The organism is Promicromonospora sp. Populi (genome assembly GCF_041081105.1).
In the GTDB taxonomy this organism is placed as follows: domain Bacteria; phylum Actinomycetota; class Actinomycetes; order Actinomycetales; family Cellulomonadaceae; genus Promicromonospora.
In genome coordinates this window covers 4,349,287-4,373,831 of sequence record NZ_CP163528.1, presented here as the reverse complement: position 1 = coordinate 4,373,831, position 24,545 = coordinate 4,349,287, and the positions used below count along the sequence as shown (strand labels likewise).

Genomic DNA, 24,545 nt, shown 5'->3' with positions numbered 1-24,545 from the left:
AAATCCTCTTGGTGTCCAGGCGCGCGCCCGGTGTCCAGGTCCGCGCCCGGTGCAACGGGCGCGGACCGGTTATCAGATCTCGTCGACGCTGGAGGCGGCGTTCGGCCGCCTCGAGAGGTCGATCCCGAGCTCCTCAGCGGCGCGGTACACCTCGTCGTCGGACTCCTTCATCTCGATGGAGACACCGTCGCTCGAAAGCACCTCGACGTTCAGGCACAGCGACTGCATCTCCTTGAGAAGCACCTTGAAGGACTCCGGGATACCCGAGTCGGGGATGTTCTCGCCCTTGACGATCGCCTCGTAGACCTTGACTCGGCCCGGGACGTCGTCGGACTTGATGGTGAGCAGCTCCTGGAGCGTGTACGCGGCGCCATACGCCTCGAGTGCCCAGACCTCCATCTCACCGAAACGCTGACCACCGAACTGCGCCTTACCACCCAGCGGCTGCTGCGTGATCATCGAGTACGGGCCGGTCGAGCGCGCGTGGATCTTGTCGTCGACCAGGTGGTGCAGCTTCAGGATGTACATGTAGCCGGTGGAGACGGGCTCGGGGAACGGCTCGCCGGAGCGGCCGTCGAACAGGTGCGCCTTGCCGTCGTGGTCGACCATGCGCTGGCCGTCCCGGTTCGGCAGGGTGGCCCCGAAGAGACCGCGCAGCGCGACCTCCTCCAGACCGTCGAACACCGGGGTGGCGACCGGGCGGCCCGGCTCGCTCTGGTGAGCGACCGCGGGAAGGCTCTCCAGCCAGTCCCCGCCCTTGTCGTCCGCCAGCGAGACGTCCCAGCCCTGCTTGGCGATCCACCCGAGGTGGGTCTCCAGCACCTGGCCCACGTTCATGCGGCCCGGCACACCCAGCGGGTTCAGGATGACGTCGACCGGCGTGCCGTCCTCGAGGAACGGCATGTCCTCCTGCGGGAGGATCTTCGAGATGACGCCCTTGTTGCCGTGGCGGCCGGCCAGCTTGTCACCGACGGTGATCTTGCGGCGCTGCGCGATGTAGACGCGCACCAGCTGGTTCACGCCGGCGGGCAGCTCGTCGCCGTCCTCCCGGTTGAACTCGCGCACCGCGATGACCGTGCCGGACTCGCCGTGGGGCACCTTGAGCGAGGTGTCGCGCACCTCGCGCGCCTTCTCGCCGAAGATGGCCCGCAGCAGGCGCTCCTCCGGGGTCAGCTCGGTCTCACCCTTGGGGGTGACCTTGCCGACCAGGATGTCGCCCGCGCCGACCTCGGCACCGATGCGGATCACGCCGCGCTCGTCGAGGTCCGCGAGGACCTCCTCGGAGACGTTCGGGATGTCCCGCGTGATCTCCTCCGGGCCGAGCTTGGTGTCGCGCGCGTCGACCTCGTGCTCCTCGATGTGGATCGAGGAGAGGACGTCGTCCTCCACGAGGCGCTGCGACAGGATGATCGCGTCCTCGTAGTTGTGGCCCTCCCACGACATGAACGCGACCAGCAGGTTGCGGCCGAGCGCAAGCTCGCCCTCGTCCGTGGCCGGGCCGTCAGCGAGCACGGAGCCGATCTCGACCCGCGCGCCCTCGTCGACCAGCACACGCTGGTTGTAGCTGGTGCCCTGGTTCGAGCGCACGAACTTGTGCACGCGGTACGAGCCCGTCGTGCCGTCGTCGTTCGCCACGAGCACCAGGTCGGCCGAGACCTCGGTGACCACACCGGGCTTGGTAGCCACGATGACGTCGCCGGCGTCGACCGCCGCACGGCGCTCCATGCCGGTACCGACCACAGGCGCCTCGGACCGGACCAGCGGCACGGCCTGGCGCTGCATGTTGGCACCCATGAGGGCGCGGTTGGCGTCGTCGTGCTCGAGGAACGGGATCAGGGCAGTCGCGACCGACACCATCTGGCGCGGCGAGATGTCCATGAAGTCGACCTCGGCACCCGGGATGTCGTTGGTCTCGCCACCCTTGGTGCGCACCAGCACGCGGTCGAGGACGAAGGTGCCGTCCTCGAGCAGCGGCGTGTTCGCCTGCGCGATGATGTAACGGTCCTCGTCATCGGCCGTCAGGTACTCGATGTTGTCGGTGACCTTGCCGTCTTCGACCTTGCGGTACGGCGTCTCGATGAAGCCGAACGGGTTGATGCGACCGAACGACGCGAGCGAACCGATCAGACCGATGTTCGGACCCTCAGGGGTCTCGATCGGGCACATGCGGCCGTAGTGCGACGGGTGGACGTCACGGACCTCCATGCCGGCGCGGTCGCGGGACAGACCACCCGGGCCCAGCGCGTTCAGACGACGCTTGTGCGTCAGACCGGCCAGCGGGTTGTTCTGGTCCATGAACTGCGAGAGCTGCGAGGTACCGAAGAACTCACGGATCGAGGCGACGACCGGACGGATGTTGATCAGCGTCTGCGGCGTGATGGCCTCGACGTCCTGGGTGGTCATGCGCTCACGAACCACGCGCTCCATGCGGGACAGGCCCGTGCGCACCTGGTTCTGGATGAGCTCACCCACGGCGCGGATGCGGCGGTTGCCGAAGTGGTCGATGTCGTCGACCTCGACACGCACCTCGACGGGCTTGCCGTTGCGCATGCCGGACAGGACCTGCTTGTCCGCGTGCAGCGCGGCGAGGTACTTGATCGTGGCGACCACGTCGGTCAGCGACAGCGTGGACTCCGCGAGCTCCGCGTCGACACCGAGCTTCTTGTTCGCCTTGTAGCGGCCGACCTTCGCGAGGTCGTAGCGCTTCGGGTTGAAGTAGAAGTTCTCGAGCAGCGCGCGACCGGCCTCGACCGTGGGCGGCTCACCCGGGCGGATCTTGCGGTACAGGTCCACGAGGGCCTCGTCCTCGGTGTGGACGTGGTCCTTCTCCAGCGTGTCGAGCACCGACGGGAACTCGGCGAACTCCTCGCGGATCTCCGCCTCGCTCATGCCGAGCGCCTTGAGCAGCACGGTGACGGACTGCTTGCGCTTGCGGTCGACGCGGACGCCGACGGCGTCGCGCTTGTCGATCTCGAACTCCAGCCAGGCGCCACGCGACGGGATGATCTTCGCGGAGAAGACGTCCTTGTCGCTGGTCTTGTCCGGCGTGCGCTCGAAGTAGACGCCCGGCGAACGCACCAGCTGGGAGACGACGACACGCTCGGTGCCGTTGATGATGAAGGTGCCGCGTGCAGTCATGAGCGGGAAGTCGCCCATGAAGACCGTCTGGCTCTTGATCTCACCGGTGGTGTAGTTGACGAACTCCGCGGTGACGAACAGCGGAGCCGCGTAGGTGAAGTCCTTCTCCTTGCACTCGTCCGCCGTGTACTTCGGCGGCTCGAAGCGGTGGTTCGAGAAGGAGAGAGACATCGAGGACCCGAAGTCCTCGATCGGGGAGATCTCCTCGAAGATCTCCTCCAGGCCGGAAGTTTCCGGGACATCATTACGGCCAGCCGTCTTGGCAATTTCTACCCTGGCCTGCCAGGCTGGGTTACCAAGGAGCCAGTCGAAGCTTTCGGTCTGCAGGCCAAGCAGGTCAGGGACCTCGAGTGGCTCATAGATCTTTGCGAAGGAAACGCGACGGGAAGCGGTACGGTTCGCAATGGCTTCGGCGGACGGAGCTGAAGGGGTGCGCGAGGCAGCCAAGAGGGGTCCTTCCCTGCAGTTCGGGTGAACGCTGTACGCTCTGCGGTGCTGCAGGAAGCTCTGCCGGACTTCACCGGTCTCCGGAGGGCATCCCACAAGCAGGGATGCAACCAGGACTTACGGGAAGCAGGGGGAGGCGACGAGGGCACACGCGGGCGCAAAGCGCTAGCATACCTATCTGGTTCTAGTATGTCCAGTCGCCCTAGTCCTTGCACGTCGAGACTGCAATACTCCTCGAATCGTTGCGTATCCGCACCGTCGCGGCGCAACGACTGAGCTGGAGAGACACGAGAGGCCCGCACCCTTCAAGGGTGCGGGCCTCTGTGGTCGGCGGACGGCGCCCGGGACGAACCCGGGCCGCCGTCACGCCAGCCCGAAGGCGGTCAGACCAAGAGTCACTTGAGGGTGACGGTGGCGCCGGCGGCCTCGAGGGCAGCCTTGGCCTTCTCGGCGGCCTCCTTGTCGGCGGCCTCCAGAACCGGCTTGGGTGCGCCGTCGACCAGGTCCTTGGCCTCCTTGAGACCGAGGGACGTGAGCGCGCGCACCTCCTTGATGACCTGGATCTTCTTGTCACCAGCGGCCTCGAGGATGACGTCGAACTCCGTCTTCTCCTCGACGACCTCGGCGGCGGCGGCCGGGCCGGCAACGGCAACGGCGGCCGGGGCGGCGGCGGTGACGTCGAACTTGTCCTCGAAGGCCTTCACGAAGTCGGAAAGCTCGAGAAGGGTGAGCTCCTCGAAGGCGGACAGGAGCTCGTCGGTGCTGAGCTTCGCCATGATGGCGTTCCTTTCAGTAGGCGCTTCGCAGGCCGATGCCGGCCCGCGAGAAGCAGGGGGTGTTGTTCTAGCGCGAGCCGCCAATCAGGCGGCCGCGCCCTCCGATTCCTGCTTCTGACGCAGGGCATCGATAACGCGGGCGACCTGGGCAGGCTTGGCGCTGAAGGCGTATGCGGCACGCGTCAGCGTGGCCTTCAGACCGCCGGCCACCTTGGCCAGCAGAACCTCGCGGGACTCGAGGTCCGCGAGCTTCGTGATCTCTGCGACGGACATCGGGCGGCCGTCGAGCACGCCACCCTTGATGACCAGAGCAGGGTTCGCCTTGGCAAAGTCACGCAGACCCTTCGCAGCCTCGACCGGGTCCCCGGTCACGAATGCGATGGCGGACGGGCCCTTCAGGTCGGCGTCGAGACCCTCGACACCGGCCTCCTTGGCCGCGATCCCCGTCAGCGTGTTCTTCACCACGGCGTAGGTTGCGTTGCCGCTGAGCGACCGACGCAGCTCCTTGAGCTGCGCGACGGTGAGCCCGCGGTACTCGGTCAGCACGGCTGCGCTGGAGTCACGGAACTTGTCCGCGATCTCCGCTACAGCGGCTGCCTTCTCCGGCCTCGCCATGGCAATCCTTCCGGTGGTGGTACCACCGTCCCCTGGGGCGTGAGCCCCGGGCAGGTCCCGGAACGAGAAAAAGAGCCCCGGCGCAGGTGCACGGGGCTCGGTTCGCGCGGCAGGACCGCACTCGAGTTCGTCACCTGCGCAGGCCCCCGCTCTCAGCGGGACTTCGGTCCTCTTCCACCCTGTGCTCTTTACAAGCAATGCTCTTGCGAGCGGGCAGCGTCGGACAACCGGCGGTCTTGGGTTACCTGAGTAGGTTACACGATCCCCGGGGTGGCGCCGAACCAGCGGGTGGTGGCACGCGCCACAGGCTGCCCGACGGCGCACGCGGCGCACGGGTCCCTGTCCGTGTCAGAGCGGCAGGCCCTCCAGGGAACCGAAGCAGACCAGCGGCACCGGCTCCGGCTCGTCCGCGAGCGCCGCCGCGAGGGCGGCCTCGGGGTCGTCCCAGGCGCGCAGGTGGGCGTGGAACCCTGGCATCACGCGGGCGGCGACGGCGTCGGACAGCGGGGCGACGGCCGCGACGACGGCGCGGGCGCCAAGCCGCAGGAGGACCGACGACAGGCCGAGCACCTCGCCGCCGACCACCTGGGAGGAGCCGCCCACCTCGCACGCCGACAGGATGATGACGGATCCCGGCAGTCGGATGCCGTCGAGCTCGTGGGCGTACAGCGGGCCGTCGGCCAGGTCGACGAAGGCGAAGAGCGGGTTGTCGGCGTCGTGCCGGCCGTGGGTGGCCAGGTGCACGACGTCGTGGGTCGCGAGCGTCGCGCGCACGGCCGCCGTGGTCGCGCCCAGACCCGTGAGGACCGTGGCACCGGGCCACTTCTCCCCCACTGCCTGGACCTCGTTCGCGCCGAGCGTCACGCCGGGCCCGTGCGCGGCCAGCAGCCGGTGCTTCTTCCCGGGCCTGGGGTGCGCCCGCCCGCGCGCCACGTAGGCACGCATGGTCGTGCGGCGGCCGCGTCGGGACGGGAGCGCGGTCCACGGGACGCCGACCAGCGGGTCCCGGCCCACTACATAGACCGGGCCGTCGGCCGCGAGCGGGACGACGAGGATCCGGTCGAGTGCGACGAGGTTGCGGTTCAGGGAGCGCCGGGCGACGTCGCGCAGCGGGGCGGGCACGAGGTCGTTGGCGCACACCCCGAAGTCGGCGCGGGCGCGCAGCACGAGCTCGGCGACCTCGGCCGCAGGCCCGAGCTCCAGGGTGCGCGCGCCGTGCGCGTCCAGCCGGACGCACCGCAGGACGCCGTCGACCACCAGGAAGTTGGCGACCACCGCGCCGTCGTCGCGGGCGGTGAGCAGGCCGCGGACCTCACCGGCGGTGGCGGCGCGTTCCTCGGTTGCCGCCGCGTCGCCCGCGCGGTGCCAGGCTCGTTCGCGGGCCGTCGCCAGGAGCCTGCGGGAACGGCCGAACAGGTGCTCACGTTCTTCCGTGCTCTCCTGGTCGGTGAGGGCGCGCGCTCGCACGACGAGGCCGCGGGCCTCCGTGAGGAGCGCTCCCACGGCCGGGTCGTCGGGTGTGGCGGCCCATCCTCCGCCGGCGAACGTGGCGCGGCCCCGTTCGAGCGCCTCGAACAGTGCACCGGGGTTGTCGATCCGGAGGGCGGCCTCGACGTCGGCCCGTTGCAGGTCGACGCCGTGGGCCGCGGCGGCGGTGACGGACTCGACCGAGCCGAGGCCCATCCTGCGGTCGGCCAGCAGCCCGAGGCCGGTGCGCACGGCCGCTACGCCGGCGTCCCGGTCTCCCGACGCGAACCCGATCTGCGCGAGGACGGTCTGTTGCTGGATCCGGGTGGTCAGCGGGGCGTCGGCCAAACCGTCCGGGATGCTGTCGAGCACGGCGCGGGCGGCAGCGACGTCGTCGACCAGGAGGTACCAGTGGGCGGCGACGAATCGCGCGGACAGGCCCGGGTACTGCCCGAGCAGCGGGTCCACCTCGTCGCCCGCCTCGGCCGCTTCGAGGGCCTGCTCGGCGCGGCGGCGCGCGTCGTCGGGCACGGGTACCTCGCCGCGCCGGATCGGCAGCAGGATGGCCTCCAGCTCCGCGACCCGGGCTACCGCTGCCCGCTGCGGATGGCCGACGCCGGCGTAGTACCGCCGCGCGAAGGCCGCGCTCAGGCGGGCCTCGTCCCACCGGTGGAGTGCCATCAGGCAGCGGGCACGGAAGTACTCGGCCTCCGCCCGGTGCTGCGCGCGGCCCGGGACCACCATGCGGGAGATCGCCTGGGTGAGGACCTGCTCGGCGTCCTCGACGAGGCCCGCCTCGTAGAGGACGGCGCCGCGGCCGATGTCGAGCAGGCCGTCGGCACGCTCCGGGTCGACGGCGCGGGCCGCGGCCATCGCCTGCAACGCGCCCGGCAGGTCGCCGAGCGCGTACCGCACGAACCCCGTGTTGTGCAGCGCCAGGGACGCGATGGTGGACAGTCCGGCGCGCATCGCCTGCTCGTGGCAGGCGTCGAAGTCGCGCAGCGCAGCGTCCAGCCGGCCGAGCTCGATGGCGGTGGCGCCTCGGTTGAGCAGGGCCGTCGCCAGGTCGCGCGCGGGAAGGATCGCGGGATCGGAGAGCGCGCGGTCGAGGGTGGCCAGGGCTTCGGCCAGCCGGCCGGCGCGCTGCAGGAGCAGCCCGCGCGTCCCCTCGACGACGGCGGCCAGGCGCGCGCGGGCCGACGGCGGCGCCGCGCCGGCGCGTCTGGCGGCGTCGTCGAGCAGGGCGAGCGGCTTGTCCGGCGCGTCCCCCACCGCCTGGGCGGCGACCGCCTCCCCCGCCAGGGAGCGCACCAGACCCTCGACCCAGCGCTCGTGGTCCGCGGGCCCGAGGCCATCGGGGTCCACGCCACTGAGCCGGTCGAAGACCTCCCGGAACCGGGGCAGGGCGTCGCCGGGCCGGGACCGCGAGCTCAGATCCCGGGCGGCAAGCAGCTCCGCCTCGAGTTCCGGCCACATGCTGCCCCCTTGGTTCCCCGGTGACCTGGTGGGCATCGGGCGGGCCACGATAGCGGGGTGAAGTGCCTTATGTCACTGGGTGACGCAACCTCATGTCACTCGTGACGCAACGTTGCAGGTCGGAGCCTCGAACCGAGCAACAGGCCGCAGGCTCGACGGCGAATCACCCGGGGGTGAGGCCCTCGACCGAGCTGAAGCAGACCAGCGGCACCGGCACGGCCACATCCTTGAGGGCGGCCGCGAGCGCCGCCTCCGGGTCGTCGGTGTCACGCAGGTGGGCGTGCAGGCGGGGCATGACGCGGGCGGCGAGCTCGTCAGAGAGCTTGGCGACGGACGCGATGACCGCGCGGGCGCCCAGGCGCAGGAGCACCGACGTCAGGCCGAGCACCTCACCGCCGAGCACCTGAGTGGAACCGCCCACCTCGCACGACGACAGGATCACCACCGAGCCCGGCAAGGGTGTGCCGTCGAGCTCGTGGGCGAACAGCGGGCCGTCCGCGAGGTCGATGCTCGCGAACAGCGGGTTGTCGGCGTCGTGCTGGCCGTGGGTGGCGAGGTGCACGACGTCATGCGTGGCGAGGGCCTTGCGGACGTGCTCGGTGACGGCGTGGTCCCCGGTCAGCACGGTGGCGCCAGCCCACTGCCGGCCGACGGCGTGCGCCTCGTCAGTGCCGTGGTCCACCCCGGGGCCCGCGGCCGCGAGGAGGCGGCGCTTGCCGCTCGGCCGCGCGTGGGTACGGCCGCGGGCGACGTACGAGTTGACCGCTGTGCGCAGACCGCTGCGGGACGGGAGGGCGCTCCAGGGGACGCTGAGCAGGGGCTCGCGGGCGACGACGTACAGGTCGCCGTGGGCGCGGAGCGGGGCGAGCAGGATGCCGTCGAGAACCTTGAGGTTGCGTTCCAGCGACGTGTTGGCTGCGGCACGCAGGGGTACCGGGATGAGGTCGTTGGCGGCCATGGCGAAGTCGGCGCTGAGGCGGCGGACGCGCTCGGTCACCTCTTCGGCGGGGCCGAAGTCGATGGTGGTCACGCCGTGAGCGTCAATGCGGACGCAGCGCAGTGCGCCGTCGATGACTGAGAAGTTCGCAACCACGTTGGTGTCGTCGTGCCGCTCGGCGAGGACACGCCGGAGCTCGCGAGCCGTCACCGAGCGCTGGACAGCGCCCGCGTTGCCCGCGTGCTGCCATGAGCGCTCCCGGACCTCATTCTGGATCCGATGAGCGCGGCGAGTGAGCCGCTCACGCTCCTTGGCTTCGGCAGCTCCCAGTTCGCGGGCCTTTGCCAGCAACCCACGCGCCTCTGTGAGGAGCGCTGCCGCCTCCGGGTCGTTTGGCGGCGTGACTCGGCCCGTGCCCGCGAACGTGGCACGGCCGCGCTCCAACGCGTCGAATAGGGCAGCCGACCTACCCGTGCGGGCAGCAGCCTCGACATCGATGCGGGTTAGGTCGACGCCGTGCGTGGCAGCGGCGGTGACCGACTCGACGGAGCCGAACCTGCTGCGATGGTCGGCAAGCAGGCCCAGGCCCGAACGGACCGCTCGGAGCCCTTTGTCGCGATCGCCCGCCGCAAACGCAAGCTCGGCCCGAGCCGTGTAGTGCTGGATCCGCATGGTCAACGGAGCGCTGGTAAGGCCACGGGGAAGTTCAGCCAGCGCATTGCGAGCCGCACCGAGGTCGCCCTGGAGCATGAGCCACTGTGCCGCGACCAACCGTGCGGCGTGGCCGGGGTGCTGCCCCAGGACCGGTCCGGCAGCATCGCCTTCTTTGGCAGCAGCAAGCGCCTGCGAGGCACGGCGACGGATAGCACTGCTCGACAGCGCCCTTGCACTACGTCGGGCCGGGGCCAAGGCAGCCTCTAACTCAAGCACGCGTGCAAGCACAGCCCATTGTTCGTAGCCCACGGCTATGAAGTGGGTACGCGCCCGAGCCGCGAAACCCGCCGCCTCCTCGAAACGGAGGAGCGCGAGAAGACATCGAGCCCGGACATACTCCGCGATTGCCCGATCGATACGCCGTCCCGCCTTCAGTAGCTGCGGGATCGCCTCGTCTAGCAACGCTTCCGCCTCGTCCACCAAGCCGACGCCATACAGAACCTCTGCACGCCCGAGAAGTGGAATGCCATCGTCCTGTTCCGGAGCCAACCTGCGCGCGGCCGCCATCTCGGCAAGACCCGCTGGCGCGTCACCAAGCATGCTCAGGTAGTAGCCAGCGTTGTGTCGCGCGAACGCCACGAGCACTGGAGCGCCCGCCGCTTCCGCATGGCGCACGGCCGCCAGATCGTCCGCCAGGGCGCCCTCAACGTCCCCCAGGTCGGACAGAGCGACGGCCCGGTTGAGGTAGGCCATCGCCAGGTCCCGCGGTGCCCCAGCATCGCTGACCGCCAATACCTGGTCGAAAAGCCGCAACGCTTCCGCAGGCTCCCCCGCGACCCGGAGCAGGAACAACCCCCGCTGGCCAGCCGTCACCGCCTCGATGCGGCGGCGCTCTGCTCCGTCGAGCAATTGTGCAGCGCCGAGCGCCTGGTCAAGCGCCTCAAACGCTGCCGAGAGATCTCCCGAAATGGCGAGGTCCGCCTGCGCAAGGCCCATCCAGGATCGCGCGATGAGCCATGCCCACTTCACCCGGTCCGCATCAACCACGTCCGTTTCGCTGTACCGACCAAGATCGCGGAGCAGCGCCTTGAACTCGCGGCGAGCGCGACTCGGGCGGGCCCGGGTATTCCAGTCTCGAGCGCGCTCAAACCGCTCCGCGAGCGCCTCGAAGCCCGTACCGCTCACCGCGCCCCCCGAGTCAGCTCATCACACCGTTACTCCAGGCACCTCCGAGTAGAGGTCCCCGACCTGAAGCACAGCATGCCAGGCGTCACGGACACGCCCTGTCACATCTGACGCCGGCAGTTCGCCGGCCACCCGGCGCGCGTAGGTCGCACTCGCCAGCTGTCCCGCGAGGAAGGGCGCCGAGAACGAGGTTCCGCTCCAGGTCCCGAAACCGCCGGTGAAGTCGTCCGGATCGACTGCATATCGCAGCCCGTCCGCGGTCCGCTCACCCTTGCCAGCCCCATCGAACGTGGTGGGCATGGTGCTCAGAACCTGCACGCCCGGGCGAACAGCTGCGATCCATGGCCCATCGTTGCTGAAGATGGCCAGGGTGCCGTCCGGGTTGGACGCCGCGACCCCGAGGAGCGGCGTGTAGTCGGGGCTGAGATCGTGCAGGTCTCCCGGCACCACCCCGTCACGTGTCCGTCGGACCGGCGGCGCCCACCCCGCCGGGAACGCCTTACGCATGGATCCGTCGTTGCCGGCGGACACCGCGACGAGCACACCAGCCCGGCGCAGGTCGCGGAGCCGACCACGATAGATGCCCTCGTAGTCGTCGTCGTCTTCGGGGTGCTCCAGGTAGTAGCCGCTCGCGATCACCACGACGTCGACGGGGAAGTACCCCGGCACTCCCGCCAGCCCACGGAGGTGGAACTCCAGCAGCCGCTCCACGGAACGCGCGAAGTCCCACTCAGAGGCCATCCCGTCCCCGCCGTACACCCGCACCGGCAGCAGCGCCGCGTCGGGGCAGATCTGGTGAACCACGCCGGCGATGAAGGTGCCGTGGCCCGCATACGGGTCCAGCGGTGAGGCATGGCCGTCCCGACGCCCCTCACGCTCTGCATCGACGTCTTCCTCGGGATAGGTCCCGATGGGCCGACCGTCGAGGGTCGCGTCGCGAAGCACCACGGTTCCCGGCGCGTCGAACCACGGGTGCCGTCCAATTCCCGTGTCCAGGATCGCGACCACCGGCCGGTCGACGCCTGCGCGGGTCACCAGAGGCGACGGGCCGTCCGCGCGGCGGACCGGAGGCGCACCGGGATACGTGGCGGGCACCCGCTCGTCCGGGTTGCCGAAGCCACCGTTGTTCCGGTGGCCGGTCACCACGTGGTCCAGCGACACCCGCACGCGGTCGTCCCCCGCTTCCTCCGCGACCGCCGCCATCAGGCCGAGCGCGTCCCAGTCGTCCCGTACGTCGTCGAGGCGTACCTCGACATCGGGCCGGCCGCCCAGGCCATCGGCACCTTCACGCGACGGCGCCTGGTCGAAGTCGCCGGTCGTCACGGTCACGCCGTTCTCGCGGGCCCGAGCAGTGATCAGGTCCAGGAGTGCGTTGTGGCCACCCTCGGCGTCGCCGCGGACGATCACTCGGTCGCGAACGTAGCGGGTCGGCGCGAGACGGCCACCCGGCAGCTGGTCCGATGCAGGGTCCAGCTCGCGGACCGGCCGCCAACCTCCGGCGTGGTCCCTGACGTGCATTCCTTCAGGCATGGACTCACTCACAGCGGTACCTCTCCATCGATAGGCGCACTCAATAGCCCCGCCGCGCCCCTCGGCCGGGTCAGATGGTCAGATTCAGTAAGTCAGACAGAGCAAGCAGTTCAGAACTCAGGAGTTCAAAGCTCGATAACGGGTGTGCTCACAGCCCCGCCGCCGCCGTCGGTCCGGCGAACCACCAGGCTCGCGCGACCACGCTCGACGGAGTCGAAGGCGAACCGGCCGTCCTCGTCGGAGGCGACAGTGACGACGTCGACCCCCGGTCGGTGCAGTTCCACGTCCAGGCCGGCCGCCGGGGCGGCCCAGCCGTCTATGCGGACCTTGCCCCCCGCGGACGGGGAGAGGCTGATCATGACGGTCAGCGAGTCGTGCGTGAAGGTGATCGTCTTCGCCTCGGCGGGTGCCGTGTCGTCTGCGCGTGCTGCTGCGGCGGCCCCCCGGACGCCTGCGAGCGGCGCGTCGAGGTAGACGGCCTCCATCAGGTCGGCCTCGAGGCCGGCCAGCGTGATCGCGAACAGCGAGCGCTCGACGAGGTCGCTCGGTACCGGGTCGACGGCCTCGACCAGCTGGGCGAGACGGGTCAGCACTACCCCGTCTCCGGCGTCCAGCTCGCCCTTCGGGTCGAACGTGAGGTGCCCCATGGCCTCGTCGTCCTTGTTCGGTTCCGGCGTCAGGTCCACGAGAAGTCCCCCTGCTCGTCGAGGATGGTGCGCAGCTTTGCCAAGCAGCGCCCACGAGTCGAGCCGATGGAACCCATCGGCATTCCGATCGCCGCCGAGATGTGCCGGTAGTCCGGCCGATCGGCGAGCGAGACCAGACGCAGCAGCTCTTGGCAGCGTCCGGGAAGTTTCTGGAGTGACGTCCACAGGATGCGATCGCGTTCTTCGCGCAGCACCTCGGCGTCCGGCAGCGGGTCCTTCGCGGGCAGCGCCATCGGGTGCTCCGGGCTGTCGTCCGGGAGCTCGGTGCGGCGCTTCTCGTCGTCACGGTGCTTGCGCACGGACTCCCAGGCGGCGCGCTTCGCAGTCACCAGGAGCCACTTCAGGACTGCCTTGGGCTCCGCGATCGAGTCGGCGTGCCGGACGAGGGCCACCCAGGTGCTCTGCACCACGTCCTCCGCGGCGTCCGGATCGACTCCCTGTGCGCGGACCGTGTGCCACAGCAACGGGGTCGCCTCGCGGACCAGCTCGCCGAGCGCTTGGTGGTTACCTTCGCGGTACTCGGTCAAGGCGATCGCGGCGCGATCGCCGAGCGTTGGTCCGGGGCCGTGCCCGTCGACGTCGGGCAGGGCCTCCCTTGATCCTGTCATTGCACCACGGGATTCTCTGCTGGCAGTTGTTTCCGCGTCCGGTAGGGGACGTGGAGCACTTGGACCAGCCGAGTCTACGGCCGAGCTCGCGGATCCGGGGAGGTTAAAAGCAGTGCCCATCAGGCACTCCCCCTCTCTCCTCGGCGCACGTCGGCTCGATGCCGTTCACCTGACAAGAGGGGCGAGCGCCCGGTTCGATACATAGTTGCTGATGGAAATTCAAAAAGGCCCGCATCCCTTTGGGCGGTTTCTAGCGGTCTTCGCAACACCTGATGGTCCTAGACGGCTGTCAGTAGATCACGCAGACGCTCGGCTGGAGTTCTCCAGTCGAGCGTCTTGCGTGGTCGGCCGTTGAGTCGCTGGGCGACACGCTCGAGGTCTGTGGCTGTGTGGACTGACAGGTCGGTGCCCTTGGGGAAGTACTGGCGCAGGAGCCCGTTGGTGTTCTCGTTGCTGCCGCGCTGCCATGGAGAGTGCGGGTCGCAGAAGTAGACCGGCACGCCGGTCGCCACGGTGAACTGCTTGTGCGCAGCCATCTCGCAGCCCTGGTCCCAGGTCAGCGACCCGCGCAGGTGCTCGGGCAACGTCTTGATCAGCGGCACGAGCACGTCGCGGACTTCCTCGGCGGTGTGCCCGCCGGGTAGGTGCCCGAGCATCACGTAGCGCGTCGAGCGTTCAACGAGAGTCACGATCGCGGACTGGGAGCCGGTGCCGACGATCAGGTCGCCTTCCCAGTGGCCGGGCACGGCCCGGTCGGCGACCTCGGCAGGGCGCTCGGAGATCATGACCATCTCGTCGACGAACCGGGGCGCGCGCTGCTCTGGGCTCCTGTGCGGTTTGCGGCGAGTGCGTCCGGTGCGCAGCGCATCGGTGACCTCACGTCGTAGCCCGCCACGGGCCTGGACGTAGATCGCCTGGTAGATCGTCTCCGTGCTCACCCGCATGCTCTCGTCGTGGGGAAACTCCTGCACCAGAGCGTGGCAGATCTGCTCGGGCGACCACTGCTCGGCCAGCCGGGCCGCGACATAGTCGCGCAGCGGACCGTCCTGGGCGAGCTTGGACGTCCTGGACCGTGCGCGGCTGGTCGCCCACGCCCGCTGCGCCCGGTGCGGCCGGTAGTCACCCTGGGTCGAGCGGGCGTCGAGCTCGCGCTTGATCGTGGACGCCGGCCGGCCCAGCGCCCGCCCGATCGCCCGCAGCGACTGACCTCGTCGACGCAGATCCGCGATCTGTTCCCGTTCCGCCACCGTCAGGAACCGGGGATGCAGCTGCGCCTCGAGGGCCGCGAGAGACGGCGCCAAGGACGTGGGGACGATGGTGGTCACACCGGTCTTGTAGTCGATCAGACGACCGTCGGGGCGCAGGCGCGTGTGTTTACCCTTGCGGATCCCGTGGTCCCAGTCCTCGGCCGTGCGCTCATGGACCCCGACCTGCGCTGCAGCATCACGTCGTCGAACACCGGCCGCGCGAAGCCGGTCGTACTCCGCCCGCCGCGGATGCCCGGCCCTGCCGGGCTTGCCACGCCCGCGAACACCAGCCCTGCGCGCCCACCCGCCCGCCGTCGCGCGGTTCACACCGACAACCCGAGCAGCACCCGAGATGCTGCCATTCTCCCGGTCCAAGGCCTCGAAGAACCTCGCTCTCAACTCCTCAGAAACCACGATCCCCGCAACTCCCTGAAATCCAGGGTGTTGCGGGGATCGGTAGAACCCGCCTTGAGGGATGCGGGCCTTCTCGCGCTCAGGAGCGCTCGGCTCAGGCCGAGGCGTCTTCCAGCAGCTTGGTGGTCTTGCTCTGGTCCAGCGGGATGCCGGGGCCCATCGTCGTGGTCATGGTCGCCTTGCTGATGTAGCGACCCTTCGCGGACGACGGCTTGAGGCGCAGGACCTCGTCGAGCGCTGCCGCGTAGTTCTCCAGCAGCTGGGTCTCCGTGAAGGAGGCCTTGCCGATGATGAAGTGCAGGTTCGCGTGCTTGTCGACGCGGAACTCGATCTTGCCGCCCTTGATGTCGGTGACAGCCTTGGTCACGTCCATCGTCACGGTGCCGGTCTTCGGGTTCGGCATGAGGCCGCGGGGGCCCAGCACCTTACCGAGGCGACCGACCTTGCCCATGAGGTCCGGCGTGGCAACTGCCGCGTCGAAGTCCGTGTAGCCGGCGGCCACCTTCTCGATCAGGTCGTCGCCGCCGACCTCGTCGGCACCGGCCGCGCGGGCCTCCTCCGCCTTGGCGGCGTTGGCGAACACGATGACCTTGGCGGTCTTGCCCGTGCCGTTCGGCAGGTTGACCGTGCCACGGACCATCTGGTCCGCCTTGCGCGGGTCGACGCTCAGCCGGAACGCAACCTCGACGGTCGCGTCGTACTTGACGGTGGCGGTCTCCTTGGCGAGCTTGATCGCGTCGAGCGGCGCGTACAGCGCGTCGCTGTCGATCTTCTCTGCGGCGGCGAGGTACGCCTTGCTGCGCTTAGCCATGTTTCTCTCCTTGTGGTCGTAGCGGGCCCGATGGCCCTGCCACTGTGTTGGTTCGTTGTGGGCGCGATAGTTGCTACTACGCGCCCGTCATGGGCGCAAAGATCGCGCCCACAACGATGGGATCACTCGGAAACGGTGATGCCCATGGAGCGGGCCGTGCCCGCGATGATCAGCGAAGCGGCGTCGAGGTCGTTCGCGTTCAGGTCCGGCAGCTTGGTCGTGGCGATCTCACGGACCTGGGCCTTCGTGATCGAGGCGACCTTGACCGTGTGCGGCGTCGGCGAGCCCTTGGGCACACCAGCGGCCTTCTTGATCAGCTCGGCGGCCGGCGGGGTCTTGGTGATGAACGTGAACGAGCGGTCCTCGTACACCGTGATCTCGACCGGGACGACGTTGCCGCGCTGCGACTCGGTCGCGGCGTTGTACGCCTTGCAGAACTCCATGATGTTCACGCCGTGCTGACCCAGTGCGGGGCCGATCGGCGGAGCCGGCGTCGCTGCGCCAGCGTTGATCTGCAGCTTGATGAGGCCGGAGACCTTCTTCTTCGGGGGCATGCTTTTCTACCTTCTGTTCGATTAGGCCGACGCCGTGGGCGATGACCCGGTTGCAAATGCTGAGGAACGAACGGTCAGATCTTGGCGACCTGGTTGAACCCCAGCTCGACCGGGGTCTCCCGGCCGAAGATTGAGACGAGGACCTTGAGCTTCTGGGCCTCGACGTTGATCTCGGAGATCGAGGCGGGCAGCGTGTCGAACGGACCGTCGGTCACGGTCACCGACTCGCCGACCTCGAAGTCGACGTGGACCGGGGCCTTGCCACCGGTCGCCCCGCCGCCACCGGCGGCCGACTGGCCGGCCTCGGTCTGCTTCGGCAGCATCGACGGCGCGAGCATCGAGTAGATCTCGTCGAAGCTCAGCGGCACCGGCTGGTGCGTGTGCCCGACGAAGCCCGTGACACCCGGCGTGTGCCGCACGGCGCCCCACGACTCGTCGGTCAGGTCCATGCGCACGAGGACGTAGCCCGGGATGCGAACCCGGCTCACGATCTTCTTCTGCGCGTTCTTGATCTCGGCGACCTCTTCCATCGGAACCTCGACCTGGAAGATGAAATCTTCCATGTTCAGGCTCTGGATCCGGTTCTCGAGGTTGGTCTTCACACGCTTCTCGTAGCCGGCGTACGAGTGGATGACGTACCAGTCGCCGAACTGGGAGCGGAGGGTTCGCTTGAACTCCTCGACCTCGTCCACGATGACGTCGCCGTCGGCGTCAACGGGGCGCTCGTCGGTGGCGTCGCCCTCGACCTCACCGTCGTCCGTGGTCTCGTCGTCCGTGGTCTCGACGTCGGTCTCGGCGTCCGCAAGCACGTCCGTGTTCTCGGCGTCCAAGGGCGCGTCGACGGTCGCCTCGTCGCCGGCGGGAGGCGAGACGTTCTCCGTCTGGTCCAGAGAGTCCTGAGACACGAAACGAACCTGCTTTCTCTTCGTGCGCCGGGGCTACGCCCGGCACGGGTGTGCGTACCTCTACGAGCTGTGTCCGTCCATTGTCGCGCGAAACTGCCGCGAAGCGACAATCAGCGACAGGCGAGAACGATCACAGCGAAGTACTGCGCAGCGTGCCCCATGTGCTTGGCCGGCGCACCCGGACCGCCTGCGGCGGCGTCAACTCCCGTCGGCGAAGGCCTCGATCAGGCGAAGACCCAGCCGGCGAGCATGCCGAACGCGTAGTCCAGCGCGACCACGAAGATCATGACCACGATCAGGAAGACGAGCACAACGGTGGTGTACGTCACGAGCTCGGAACGCGTCGGTGAGACGACCTTCTTGAGCTCGGCCACCACCTGGCGCACGAAGAGCGCGATTCGGGCGAAGATGTTGCCGCCGCCCTTGCTCGGACGCTCCGCGGCGCTCTGGATGACCTCGGTGTCGCTCACTGCTACCCCACTCCTGTGGCCCGGCGCGCCGGGCGGCGCGGACTGGCGTTCCAGGTCCACTCACGTGGGCCCGCTGCGCGCGGCCCCGCTGGGGTTCACGCTGGCAGGGTAGACAGGGCTCGAACCTGCAACCTGCGGTTTTGGAGACCGCTGCGCTACCAATTGCGCCACTACCCTTTGTGTTCGATGCCGTTGTCATGGACCGCCAAACCCTCAGGAGAGGCGCGCCATATCAGGTGAGCATCGATCACCGAGGCACAACTGTACGGCACCCACGGCCGTAGGTCGAACCCGTTCCGGGCGGTCCCCGAGCACCCTCGCACGGGTCCCCCACAAGCCCCGCGGCCTGCCGCTGTCCGTCGAACGGTGGACAGCGATGGCAGCCGAACGGGCGTCCCTGGGCAGACCCCGGCCGGAGCAAACTCGAGGCATGCAGACCTCCGACCCCCTGGCCGTGCGAGTACGCGGCCTCCGCAAGCGGTACGGCACCCCTCGCACCGGATACAAGGACGCCGTCGACGGCCTGGACCTCGACGTCGCCCCCGGCGAGATAGTGGCGGTCCTCGGCCCCAACGGCGCGGGCAAGACCACCACGGTGGAGATCCTTGAGGGTTTCCGCGACCGGGACGACGGCTCCGTCTCCGTGCTCGGCGAGGACCCGCGCGACGGCGGGCGGGCGTGGCGGGCGCGGATCGGCGTCGTCGGGCAGGAATCCCGGGACCTGTACGAGCTCACCGTCACGGAGATCGTGCGCGCGGCGGCCGCGTACTACCCCGACCCGCGGGACCCGGCCGAGGTGATCGCCGCCGTCGGGCTCACGGAGAAGGCCCGAACGCGGACCCGCGGGCTGTCGGGCGGGCAGCGGCGCAGGCTCGACGTGGCGCTCGGGATCGTCGGGCGGCCCGAGCTGCTGTTCCTGGACGAGCCCACCACCGGGTTCGACCCGCAGGCCCGGCACTCCTTCTGGGACCTCGTGACCGGGCTGCGGGAGGGCGGCACCACGATCCTGCTCACCACGCACTACCTGGACGAGGCCGCCCAGCTCGCCGACCGGGTGATCGTCGTGCGCGACGGAGTGGTGGTGGCTCAGGGCACACCCGACAGCTTGGGCGGGCCCGAGGCCCGCACCCCGGTGGTCGCGTGGGACGACGGCGGCGTGCGGCGCACCGAGCGGACCGAGCGGCCCACCGCCGTCGTCGGCCGGCTGATGGCGCAGGCAGGGCCCGACGGCGAGGTACCCGGCCTGTCCGTGACCCGCCCGACGCTCGAAGACGTGTACCTGTCCCTGATCGGCGAGACCCTGACCGACGACGTGAAAGTTGAGGCGGCGCGATGAGCCCGACGATGACCGGCACAACCTCGACCACACCCCGGAAGCTGCCCGGCACGCTCCGCCTCGGGCTGGTGCGCGCCGGCGTGGAGCTGCTGCAGTTCGTGCGCGAGCGCGACTCGATGATCTTCGGCTTCGCCTATCCCATAGTCATGCTCGCGATCTTCGCGACGGTGTTCGGCGACGACGACCCGATCGTCGCGAACGGCGTCACCGTGAGCTTCGCGCAGTACTTCCTGCCCGGCATGGTCGCGACCGGCGTCATGCTCTCCACCTACCAGACGCTCGCGATCTCGATCGCGGTCGAGCGCGACGACGGTTCGCTCAAGCGCCTGCGTGCGACGCCGCTGCCCGCCACGTCGTACTTCCTGGGCAAGATCTTCCTGTCGCTGGTCACCGTGCTGGTGCAGACCGCCCTGCTGCTCGCGGTCGCCGCCCTCGTCTTCGACGTCCCCCTGCCCGACGACGCCGGCCGCTGGGCCACGTTCGCCTGGGTGTTCGTGCTCGGCACGGCGGCCGGGGCGGTGTGCGGCGTCGCCTACTCGTCGGTGCCCCGCTCCGGCCGGTCCGCGAGCGCCGTGGTGGTGGCGCCGCTGCTGGTGCTGCAGTTCACGTCGGGGGTGTTCTTCTCGGTGAGCCAGATCCCGGGCTGGATGCTGGACCTGTCGGCGCTGTTCCCGCTCAAGTGGATAGCGCAGGGGATGCGGTCCGTGTTCCTGCCGGACGCCTTCGCCGCGGCCGAACCGGTCGGGGCCTGGCAGCCCGGGGCGACGGCTGCTGTACTGGCGGCATGGCTGGTCGTGGGGCTCGTGGTAGGTACGCGGACGTTCCGGTGGCGACGGCACGATGACGGCTGACGAAGGGCGCAGCGCAGGGTGGGAGCCGAAGAACGAGGCACCCGCCCGAAGCGGAGCACGAGGAAGACGTCGAGAAGACACCGTCACGGCTGACGAAGGGCGCAGCGCAGACCGCGCCATGGAGCGCCTGTACGCCGGGTGGGGGCAGCAGGTGCGGTGGTGGGATGCGGCGTTCGGCGTGATCGTGGCGCTGACCGCCGTCGCCCTCGTGCTGGAGGGGACGCGGGGCTCGCGGCTCGCCGTCGCGTACGCGGCGCTGGCGGCGATCGTCGTGGCCTACGCGGTATGGGGCGCCCGGGCAGCCCGTTCGCGGGACCAGCGGCCCGCCGTCGCGTACCTGGTGGTGCTGGTCCTGGGCACGGGAGTGGCGGTGTCGCAGGGCGGCGTGGCCCAGTTCTTGATGTTCATCGCGTTCGCGCAGGTGTGGATGCTGCTGACGTCGATCCGGCGGGGTGTGGTCGGCTGCGTGGTGCTCGGGGTGGCGGTGACGATCGGCGTCTCGGCGGGGTACGGCTTCGACCCCGCTGTCCTGGGCCAGGTGGCGCCGCAGATGGCGGTGACGCTCGTGTTCGCGATCGGGCTGGGGCTCTGGTTCCACGTGGCGATGCAGCGTGCCGAGGAGCACGCGCGGCTTCTCGACCAGCTGCAGGCGGCGCAGGCTGAGCTGGCGCGCTCGAACCACGAGGCCGGGGTGACCGCCGAGCGGGAGCGGCTCGCCCGGGAGATCCACGACACCCTCGCCCAGGGGTTCACGAGCGTGGTCATGCAGGCCCAGGCCGCGACGGCCGCCCTTGATCTCGGGGACGACGGCGCGGTGCGTGAGCGCCTGCACGTCGTCGAGGACACGGCCCGCGAAAACCTGGCCGAGGCCCGCGCCCTGGTGGCCGCGTTTGCCCCCGTAGCGCTGCAGGACGCGTCGCTCCCGCAGGCGCTGGGCCGCCTCGGGAGCCGGTTCGCGGAGGAGACCGGCCTGGCCGTGACCGTCGAGACCGATCGGGTCGGGGCGCTCACGCCGGCGGTCGAGGTGGTGCTGCTGCGGGCGGCGCAGGAGGCGTTCGCGAACGTGCGTCGGCACGCGCAGGCACGCTCCGTCGTCGTGCGGCTGGGGCGTGCCGAGGGAGAGGTGACGCTCACGGTGTCGGACGACGGCCGGGGCCTCGGCGCGGATGTCGCCGACGGGTTCGGGCTGGCCGGCATGCGGGAGCGTGTGCGGTCGGCGGGCGGCACGCTCGCGGTCGGCCCGGGGGACGGCGGCGGCACGACGCTGCGCGCCCGGGTCCCGGTGGACGGGCCGGCCAACGGATCGGTCGACACGACAACAGGAACACAGGGGGTGGCGCGATGATCCGGGTGCTGGTGGTGGACGACCATCCGGTGGTGCGGTCGGGGCTGGCGGGCATGCTCGCGGTCGAGGACGACCTCGAGGTGGTGGGCGAGGCCGCCGACGGCCAGGAAGCTGTGGACCTGGCGGCCACGCTGCGGCCCGACGTCGTGCTGATGGACCTGCGGATGCCGGTGCTGGACGGCGTCGCGGCGACCGCCGGGATCGTCGCCGCGGGAGGTGCGGGCAGAGGGCCGCGTGTTGTGGTGCTGACCACCTACGACACCGACGCCGACATCCTGCGCGCCGTCGAGGCCGGGGCGACCGGGTACCTGCTCAAGGACACACCCCGCGCCGTGCTCGTCGCGGGTGTGCGGGCGGCGGCGCGGGGTGAGACGGTGCTGGCGCCGAGCGTGGCGACGCGCCTGGTCAGCTCGGTCCGCACGATCGCCGAGCGGCCCTCCACCCGGGAGGCGGAGGTGCTCACGCTCGTGGCGCTGGGCCGGTCGAACGCGGAGGTCGGACGCGAGCTGTTCATCAGCGAGGCGACGGTCAAGACGCACCTGCTGCGGGCGTTCGCCAAGCTCGGCGTCGCCGACCGGACGGCGGCCGTGACGGTGGCCCGGGAGCGCGGCTGGATCGCCTGAACTTTCCGGGACGCGGCGGTGCCGGTCCCGATAGGTTGCGCGCATGAACAACTTGGACGAGACGGACATCACGGCACGCGTCGAGGCGGCGGTCGTTTCAGCGATCTACGACGTCGCGGTGCCGATCGACACCATGGGCGTGACCTTCCATGACGACGCACTGAACGACGTCGCCGAGGCGTACCGCGCCGAGCCGGACGCCACCATCGCGGCGGCCGAGGCCCGGTTCGCGGCACACATGGCGACCGTCGCGGCCGCGGCGTCCGACGAGGAGGCCGAAGGGCCGATGCTTCGGGCGCGGGCCGCCATGGCCCTGAAGGAACGCCTCCAGGAGGTGTGAGCTCCGGACCTGGTACCGCGAGTCAGCTTGCTGGTCGGACTGCGGCCCTGACTCGGCGTCCCGAGTGCGCCGAGTCAGGGGCGCAGTGTTTGCTTGCCAATTACCGGGACTCGGTGCCGGCAAGAGCCGCGCCCGGGTCGGCCGCCTCACCGTCGCCGGTGGGCTCGCCGGTTGGCGTCGGCTCACCGGTCGGCGTCGGCTCCTCGGTCGGCGTCGGCTCCTCGGTCGGAGTGGGCTCCTCGGTCGGAGTGGGAGTCGGCGTCGGAGTCGGGGTCGGCGTGGGTGTGGGAGTAGGCGTCGGGGTTGGGGTCGGCGTCGGAGTGGGCGTCGGAGTCGGCGTCGGCGTCGGCGTCGGCTCCACCTCCTCCTCGGTCTCGGACGGGGTGGACGACGGGGTCGGGTCCGTCGACGGCTGCTGCGACGACTGGCTCGGGCTCGGCGTGACCTCCGGCGTCCCGTTGTCGCCCAGGATGTTCGCGATCACCAGGCCTGCGCCGCTGAACACGAGCAGCGCGAAGATCACGATCGTCCACACCCTGCCGCGGCCGGTCGTCATCTTCTGCCAGAACGACCGCTTCTCCTCGGGCAGCTCCGCCGAGGGCGGCACAAAGGCCGGCGCGGGCTCGACGGCCCCGGCTCCGACGGCACCCGCAGCGCCGATCGCGCCAATAGTCGTGGTGCGGTCGCCCCCGTCGATCTGACCCAGCTTCATCGTGCCCGACCCGGCGACGGGGTCGATCACCTCGGTGCCGCCGGCGCCGACGCCCAGCTGCATGGTCTCGTCGCTGGTGCCCATGCGGCCTGCGGGGCCGCCGAGCAGGATCGTCACGGTCCCGCTCATCGCCGCGGCCGTGGGGAACCTGCGGTTCGGGTCCTTGGCCATCGCCCGGGACACCAGGCGGTCCACCGACGCCGGGACCGCCGCCCGACGGGCCGACGCCGCAGGCACGGGCGCGTTCACGTGCGCCCGCAGGACGTCCTCCGCCTGCGCGCGCTCGTACGGCGCGTGCCCGGTCAGCGCGTAGTACGCGAGCGCGCCGACGGCGTAGATGTCGCTGCGCGCGTCCAGCGGCTTGCCGCGGGCCTGCTCCGGCGACATGCCGATGACCGACCCGGACACGGTGGCGCCGTCGCCCTCGCCGTCCGCGGGGCGCGTGAGACCGAGGTCGATCAGCCCGACGACGAAAGTGCCGTCCGGCCGCTTGTCGACCATCACGTTGCGCGGCGCCACGTCGCGGTGCACCAGGCCCGCCGCGTGCACCGCGGCGAGCGCCTTCAGCAGGCCGTCGATGATCGCCAGCGCGTCGCGCCAGGGCACGCCGGTGTCCCCGGCGAGGTCGGACAGGGACACGCCCGGCATCCGGTTCATGACGGTCCAGGGCACGTTCGCGCCGGCGACGTCCTCCTCGCCGGAGTCCAGCACCTTTACGACGCCGGGGTGGTTCACCAGCGCGGCGGCCTCGACCTCGCGGCGCAAGGAGTCGCGCGCGTTCTGGTCGTCGACCAGGTGCGGGTGCAGCACCTTGACGACGAGCGGCTGGTCGAGGTCGACCTCGGGCTCCGCAGGCTCGGGGAGCTCCGCGGTCGCGTCGGCGTCAGCGTCAGATCCGGGCTCGCCGGCGTCAGCGTCAGTTGCGTCCGACTTCGGCTCGTCGTCGCCGGACGCCTCGCCCGGCTCGGCCTCGCTCGTGCCCGCGTCAGCCTTGTCGGCGCTCGCCCCGTCGGCGGTCGCGTCGTCCGTCGGCTCGCCGTCGGCGGCAGCGGCCGTCTCGTCGTCTGCCGTCTCGTCGTCGTCTGCGGTCTCGTCGTTGTCGGACGGAGCCGGCTCGGGGACCGCTACGCGCTGTGCCTCGTAGACGGTGAACGTCGCGCCGGTGCCGAGGACGTCGACCAGCTCGTACTTTCCGCCCAGGACTGCGTGGACCGGGAGCTCCGCAGTGTTGTCTGCGTTCTCGTTGCCCGTGGTCTCGTCGTTCACTGGTTCACCGGTGTCCGGGTTGCGCATCGTGTAAATCAGTCATTTCGGCTATCTGGGGCATGTTCTTCTCAGGATACGTAGCGGATCGCACGCACACCAAAGATGGACGCCGGGTTGTGTGAGTAGTGCGG

At 70.1% G+C, this 24,545-nt stretch carries 19 protein-coding genes and 1 tRNA gene; 5 read left to right on the top strand and 15 right to left on the bottom strand.

The window, feature by feature from the left end; genetic code table 11:
- Positions 1 to 72: 72 nt before the first annotated feature.
- From rpoB to AB1046_RS19715, 14 genes are all read right to left on the bottom strand, one after another.
- Positions 73 to 3,585, bottom strand: a complete 3,513-nt coding sequence (gene rpoB / locus AB1046_RS19780) for a DNA-directed RNA polymerase subunit beta (protein WP_369370998.1) — start codon at positions 3,583 to 3,585, stop codon at positions 73 to 75.
- Between the two features lie 395 nt (positions 3,586 to 3,980).
- Entirely contained in the window at positions 3,981 to 4,361 is a 381-nt protein-coding gene (gene rplL / locus AB1046_RS19775; RefSeq protein WP_369370997.1) for a 50S ribosomal protein L7/L12, read from the bottom strand.
- 84 nt (positions 4,362 to 4,445) lie between these two features.
- Entirely contained in the window at positions 4,446 to 4,976 is a 531-nt protein-coding gene (rplJ, locus tag AB1046_RS19770; protein WP_369370996.1) for a 50S ribosomal protein L10, read from the bottom strand.
- 348 nt (positions 4,977 to 5,324) lie between these two features.
- Positions 5,325 to 7,919 carry a CHAT domain-containing protein gene (locus tag AB1046_RS19765; protein ID WP_369370995.1) on the bottom strand — a complete coding sequence of 865 codons (2,595 nt, stop codon included), beginning with the start codon at positions 7,917 to 7,919 and terminating at the stop codon, positions 5,325 to 5,327.
- Between the two features lie 163 nt (positions 7,920 to 8,082).
- A complete protein-coding gene (locus AB1046_RS19760; protein ID WP_369370994.1) occupies positions 8,083 to 10,695 on the bottom strand; it encodes a CHAT domain-containing protein in 2,613 nt (870 codons plus the stop codon).
- 21 nt (positions 10,696 to 10,716) lie between these two features.
- A complete protein-coding gene (locus AB1046_RS19755) occupies positions 10,717 to 12,225 on the bottom strand; it encodes a S8 family serine peptidase (RefSeq protein ID WP_369370993.1) in 1,509 nt (502 codons plus the stop codon).
- Positions 12,226 to 12,350: 125 nt separating this feature from the next.
- On the bottom strand, positions 12,351 to 12,911 hold the full coding sequence (locus AB1046_RS19750) for a hypothetical protein (RefSeq protein WP_369370992.1): 561 nt from the start codon (positions 12,909 to 12,911) through the stop codon (positions 12,351 to 12,353).
- Positions 12,902 to 13,540, bottom strand: a complete 639-nt coding sequence (locus tag AB1046_RS19745; protein ID WP_369370991.1) for an RNA polymerase sigma factor — start codon at positions 13,538 to 13,540, stop codon at positions 12,902 to 12,904. Before AB1046_RS19745 ends, AB1046_RS19750 begins: the two co-directional genes overlap by 10 nt.
- Positions 13,541 to 13,818: 278 nt before the next feature.
- On the bottom strand, positions 13,819 to 14,856 hold the full coding sequence (locus tag AB1046_RS19740; RefSeq protein WP_369375639.1) for an IS30 family transposase: 1,038 nt from the start codon (positions 14,854 to 14,856) through the stop codon (positions 13,819 to 13,821).
- A 439-nt stretch (positions 14,857 to 15,295) separates the two neighbouring features.
- Positions 15,296 to 16,012, bottom strand: coding sequence for a 50S ribosomal protein L1 (rplA, locus tag AB1046_RS19735; protein WP_369370990.1), 717 nt, complete (start codon positions 16,010 to 16,012; stop codon positions 15,296 to 15,298).
- Between the two features lie 122 nt (positions 16,013 to 16,134).
- Positions 16,135 to 16,566 (bottom strand): 50S ribosomal protein L11, encoded by a 432-nt coding sequence (gene rplK / locus AB1046_RS19730; RefSeq protein ID WP_369370989.1) that lies wholly within the window; start codon positions 16,564 to 16,566, stop codon positions 16,135 to 16,137.
- A 74-nt stretch (positions 16,567 to 16,640) separates the two neighbouring features.
- Positions 16,641 to 17,471: a transcription termination/antitermination protein NusG gene (gene nusG, locus AB1046_RS19725; protein ID WP_369370988.1), complete on the bottom strand. Its 831-nt coding sequence runs from the start codon at positions 17,469 to 17,471 to the stop codon at positions 16,641 to 16,643.
- Between the two features lie 224 nt (positions 17,472 to 17,695).
- On the bottom strand, positions 17,696 to 17,941 hold the full coding sequence (secE, locus tag AB1046_RS19720; RefSeq protein ID WP_369370987.1) for a preprotein translocase subunit SecE: 246 nt from the start codon (positions 17,939 to 17,941) through the stop codon (positions 17,696 to 17,698).
- Between the two features lie 101 nt (positions 17,942 to 18,042).
- Positions 18,043 to 18,118 (bottom strand) — tRNA-Trp (locus tag AB1046_RS19715).
- A 253-nt stretch (positions 18,119 to 18,371) separates the two neighbouring features.
- On the opposite strand from AB1046_RS19715, the gene AB1046_RS19710 reads away from it, so the two are divergent.
- The 5 genes from AB1046_RS19710 to AB1046_RS19690 all read left to right on the top strand — a co-directional run bounded on the left by AB1046_RS19710 (position 18,372) and on the right by AB1046_RS19690 (position 22,436).
- Positions 18,372 to 19,277, top strand: coding sequence for an ABC transporter ATP-binding protein (locus tag AB1046_RS19710; protein WP_369370986.1), 906 nt, complete (start codon positions 18,372 to 18,374; stop codon positions 19,275 to 19,277).
- Positions 19,278 to 19,285: 8 nt separating this feature from the next.
- The gene (locus AB1046_RS19705; protein ID WP_369370985.1) at positions 19,286 to 20,128 is read left to right on the top strand and encodes an ABC transporter permease; all 843 of its coding nucleotides are present in this window, start codon (positions 19,286 to 19,288) and stop codon (positions 20,126 to 20,128) included.
- Positions 20,129 to 20,246: 118 nt separating this feature from the next.
- Entirely contained in the window at positions 20,247 to 21,473 is a 1,227-nt protein-coding gene (locus tag AB1046_RS19700; RefSeq protein WP_369370984.1) for a sensor histidine kinase, read from the top strand.
- A complete protein-coding gene (locus AB1046_RS19695; protein WP_369370983.1) occupies positions 21,470 to 22,096 on the top strand; it encodes a response regulator in 627 nt (208 codons plus the stop codon). The genes AB1046_RS19700 and AB1046_RS19695 overlap by 4 nt, the downstream gene beginning before the upstream one ends.
- A 43-nt stretch (positions 22,097 to 22,139) precedes the next feature.
- Positions 22,140 to 22,436 carry a hypothetical protein gene (locus AB1046_RS19690; RefSeq protein ID WP_369370982.1) on the top strand — a complete coding sequence of 99 codons (297 nt, stop codon included), beginning with the start codon at positions 22,140 to 22,142 and terminating at the stop codon, positions 22,434 to 22,436.
- Between the two features lie 100 nt (positions 22,437 to 22,536).
- Here AB1046_RS19690 and AB1046_RS19685 read toward each other — a convergent pair whose 3' ends face one another.
- Positions 22,537 to 24,414, bottom strand: a complete 1,878-nt coding sequence (locus AB1046_RS19685; RefSeq protein ID WP_369370980.1) for a protein kinase — start codon at positions 24,412 to 24,414, stop codon at positions 22,537 to 22,539.
- Positions 24,415 to 24,545 lie beyond the last annotated feature (131 nt).

Coding starts and splice junctions, on each gene's coding strand:
- rplL (WP_369370997.1), bottom strand. CDS start 4,361: ATGGCGAAGCTCAGCACCGACGAGCTCCTGTCCGCCTTCGAGGAGCTC.
- rplJ (WP_369370996.1), bottom strand. CDS start 4,976: ATGGCGAGGCCGGAGAAGGCAGCCGCTGTAGCGGAGATCGCGGACAAG.
- AB1046_RS19765 (WP_369370995.1), bottom strand. CDS start 7,919: ATGTGGCCGGAACTCGAGGCGGAGCTGCTTGCCGCCCGGGATCTGAGC.
- AB1046_RS19755 (WP_369370993.1), bottom strand. CDS start 12,225: ATGCCTGAAGGAATGCACGTCAGGGACCACGCCGGAGGTTGGCGGCCG.
- AB1046_RS19745 (WP_369370991.1), bottom strand. CDS start 13,540: ATGACAGGATCAAGGGAGGCCCTGCCCGACGTCGACGGGCACGGCCCC.
- rplA (WP_369370990.1), bottom strand. CDS start 16,012: ATGGCTAAGCGCAGCAAGGCGTACCTCGCCGCCGCAGAGAAGATCGAC.
- rplK (WP_369370989.1), bottom strand. CDS start 16,566: ATGCCCCCGAAGAAGAAGGTCTCCGGCCTCATCAAGCTGCAGATCAAC.
- AB1046_RS19710 (WP_369370986.1), top strand. CDS start 18,372: ATGCAGACCTCCGACCCCCTGGCCGTGCGAGTACGCGGCCTCCGCAAG.
- AB1046_RS19705 (WP_369370985.1), top strand. CDS start 19,286: ATGACCGGCACAACCTCGACCACACCCCGGAAGCTGCCCGGCACGCTC.
- AB1046_RS19700 (WP_369370984.1), top strand. CDS start 20,247: ATGGAGCGCCTGTACGCCGGGTGGGGGCAGCAGGTGCGGTGGTGGGAT.
- AB1046_RS19695 (WP_369370983.1), top strand. CDS start 21,470: ATGATCCGGGTGCTGGTGGTGGACGACCATCCGGTGGTGCGGTCGGGG.
- AB1046_RS19690 (WP_369370982.1), top strand. CDS start 22,140: ATGAACAACTTGGACGAGACGGACATCACGGCACGCGTCGAGGCGGCG.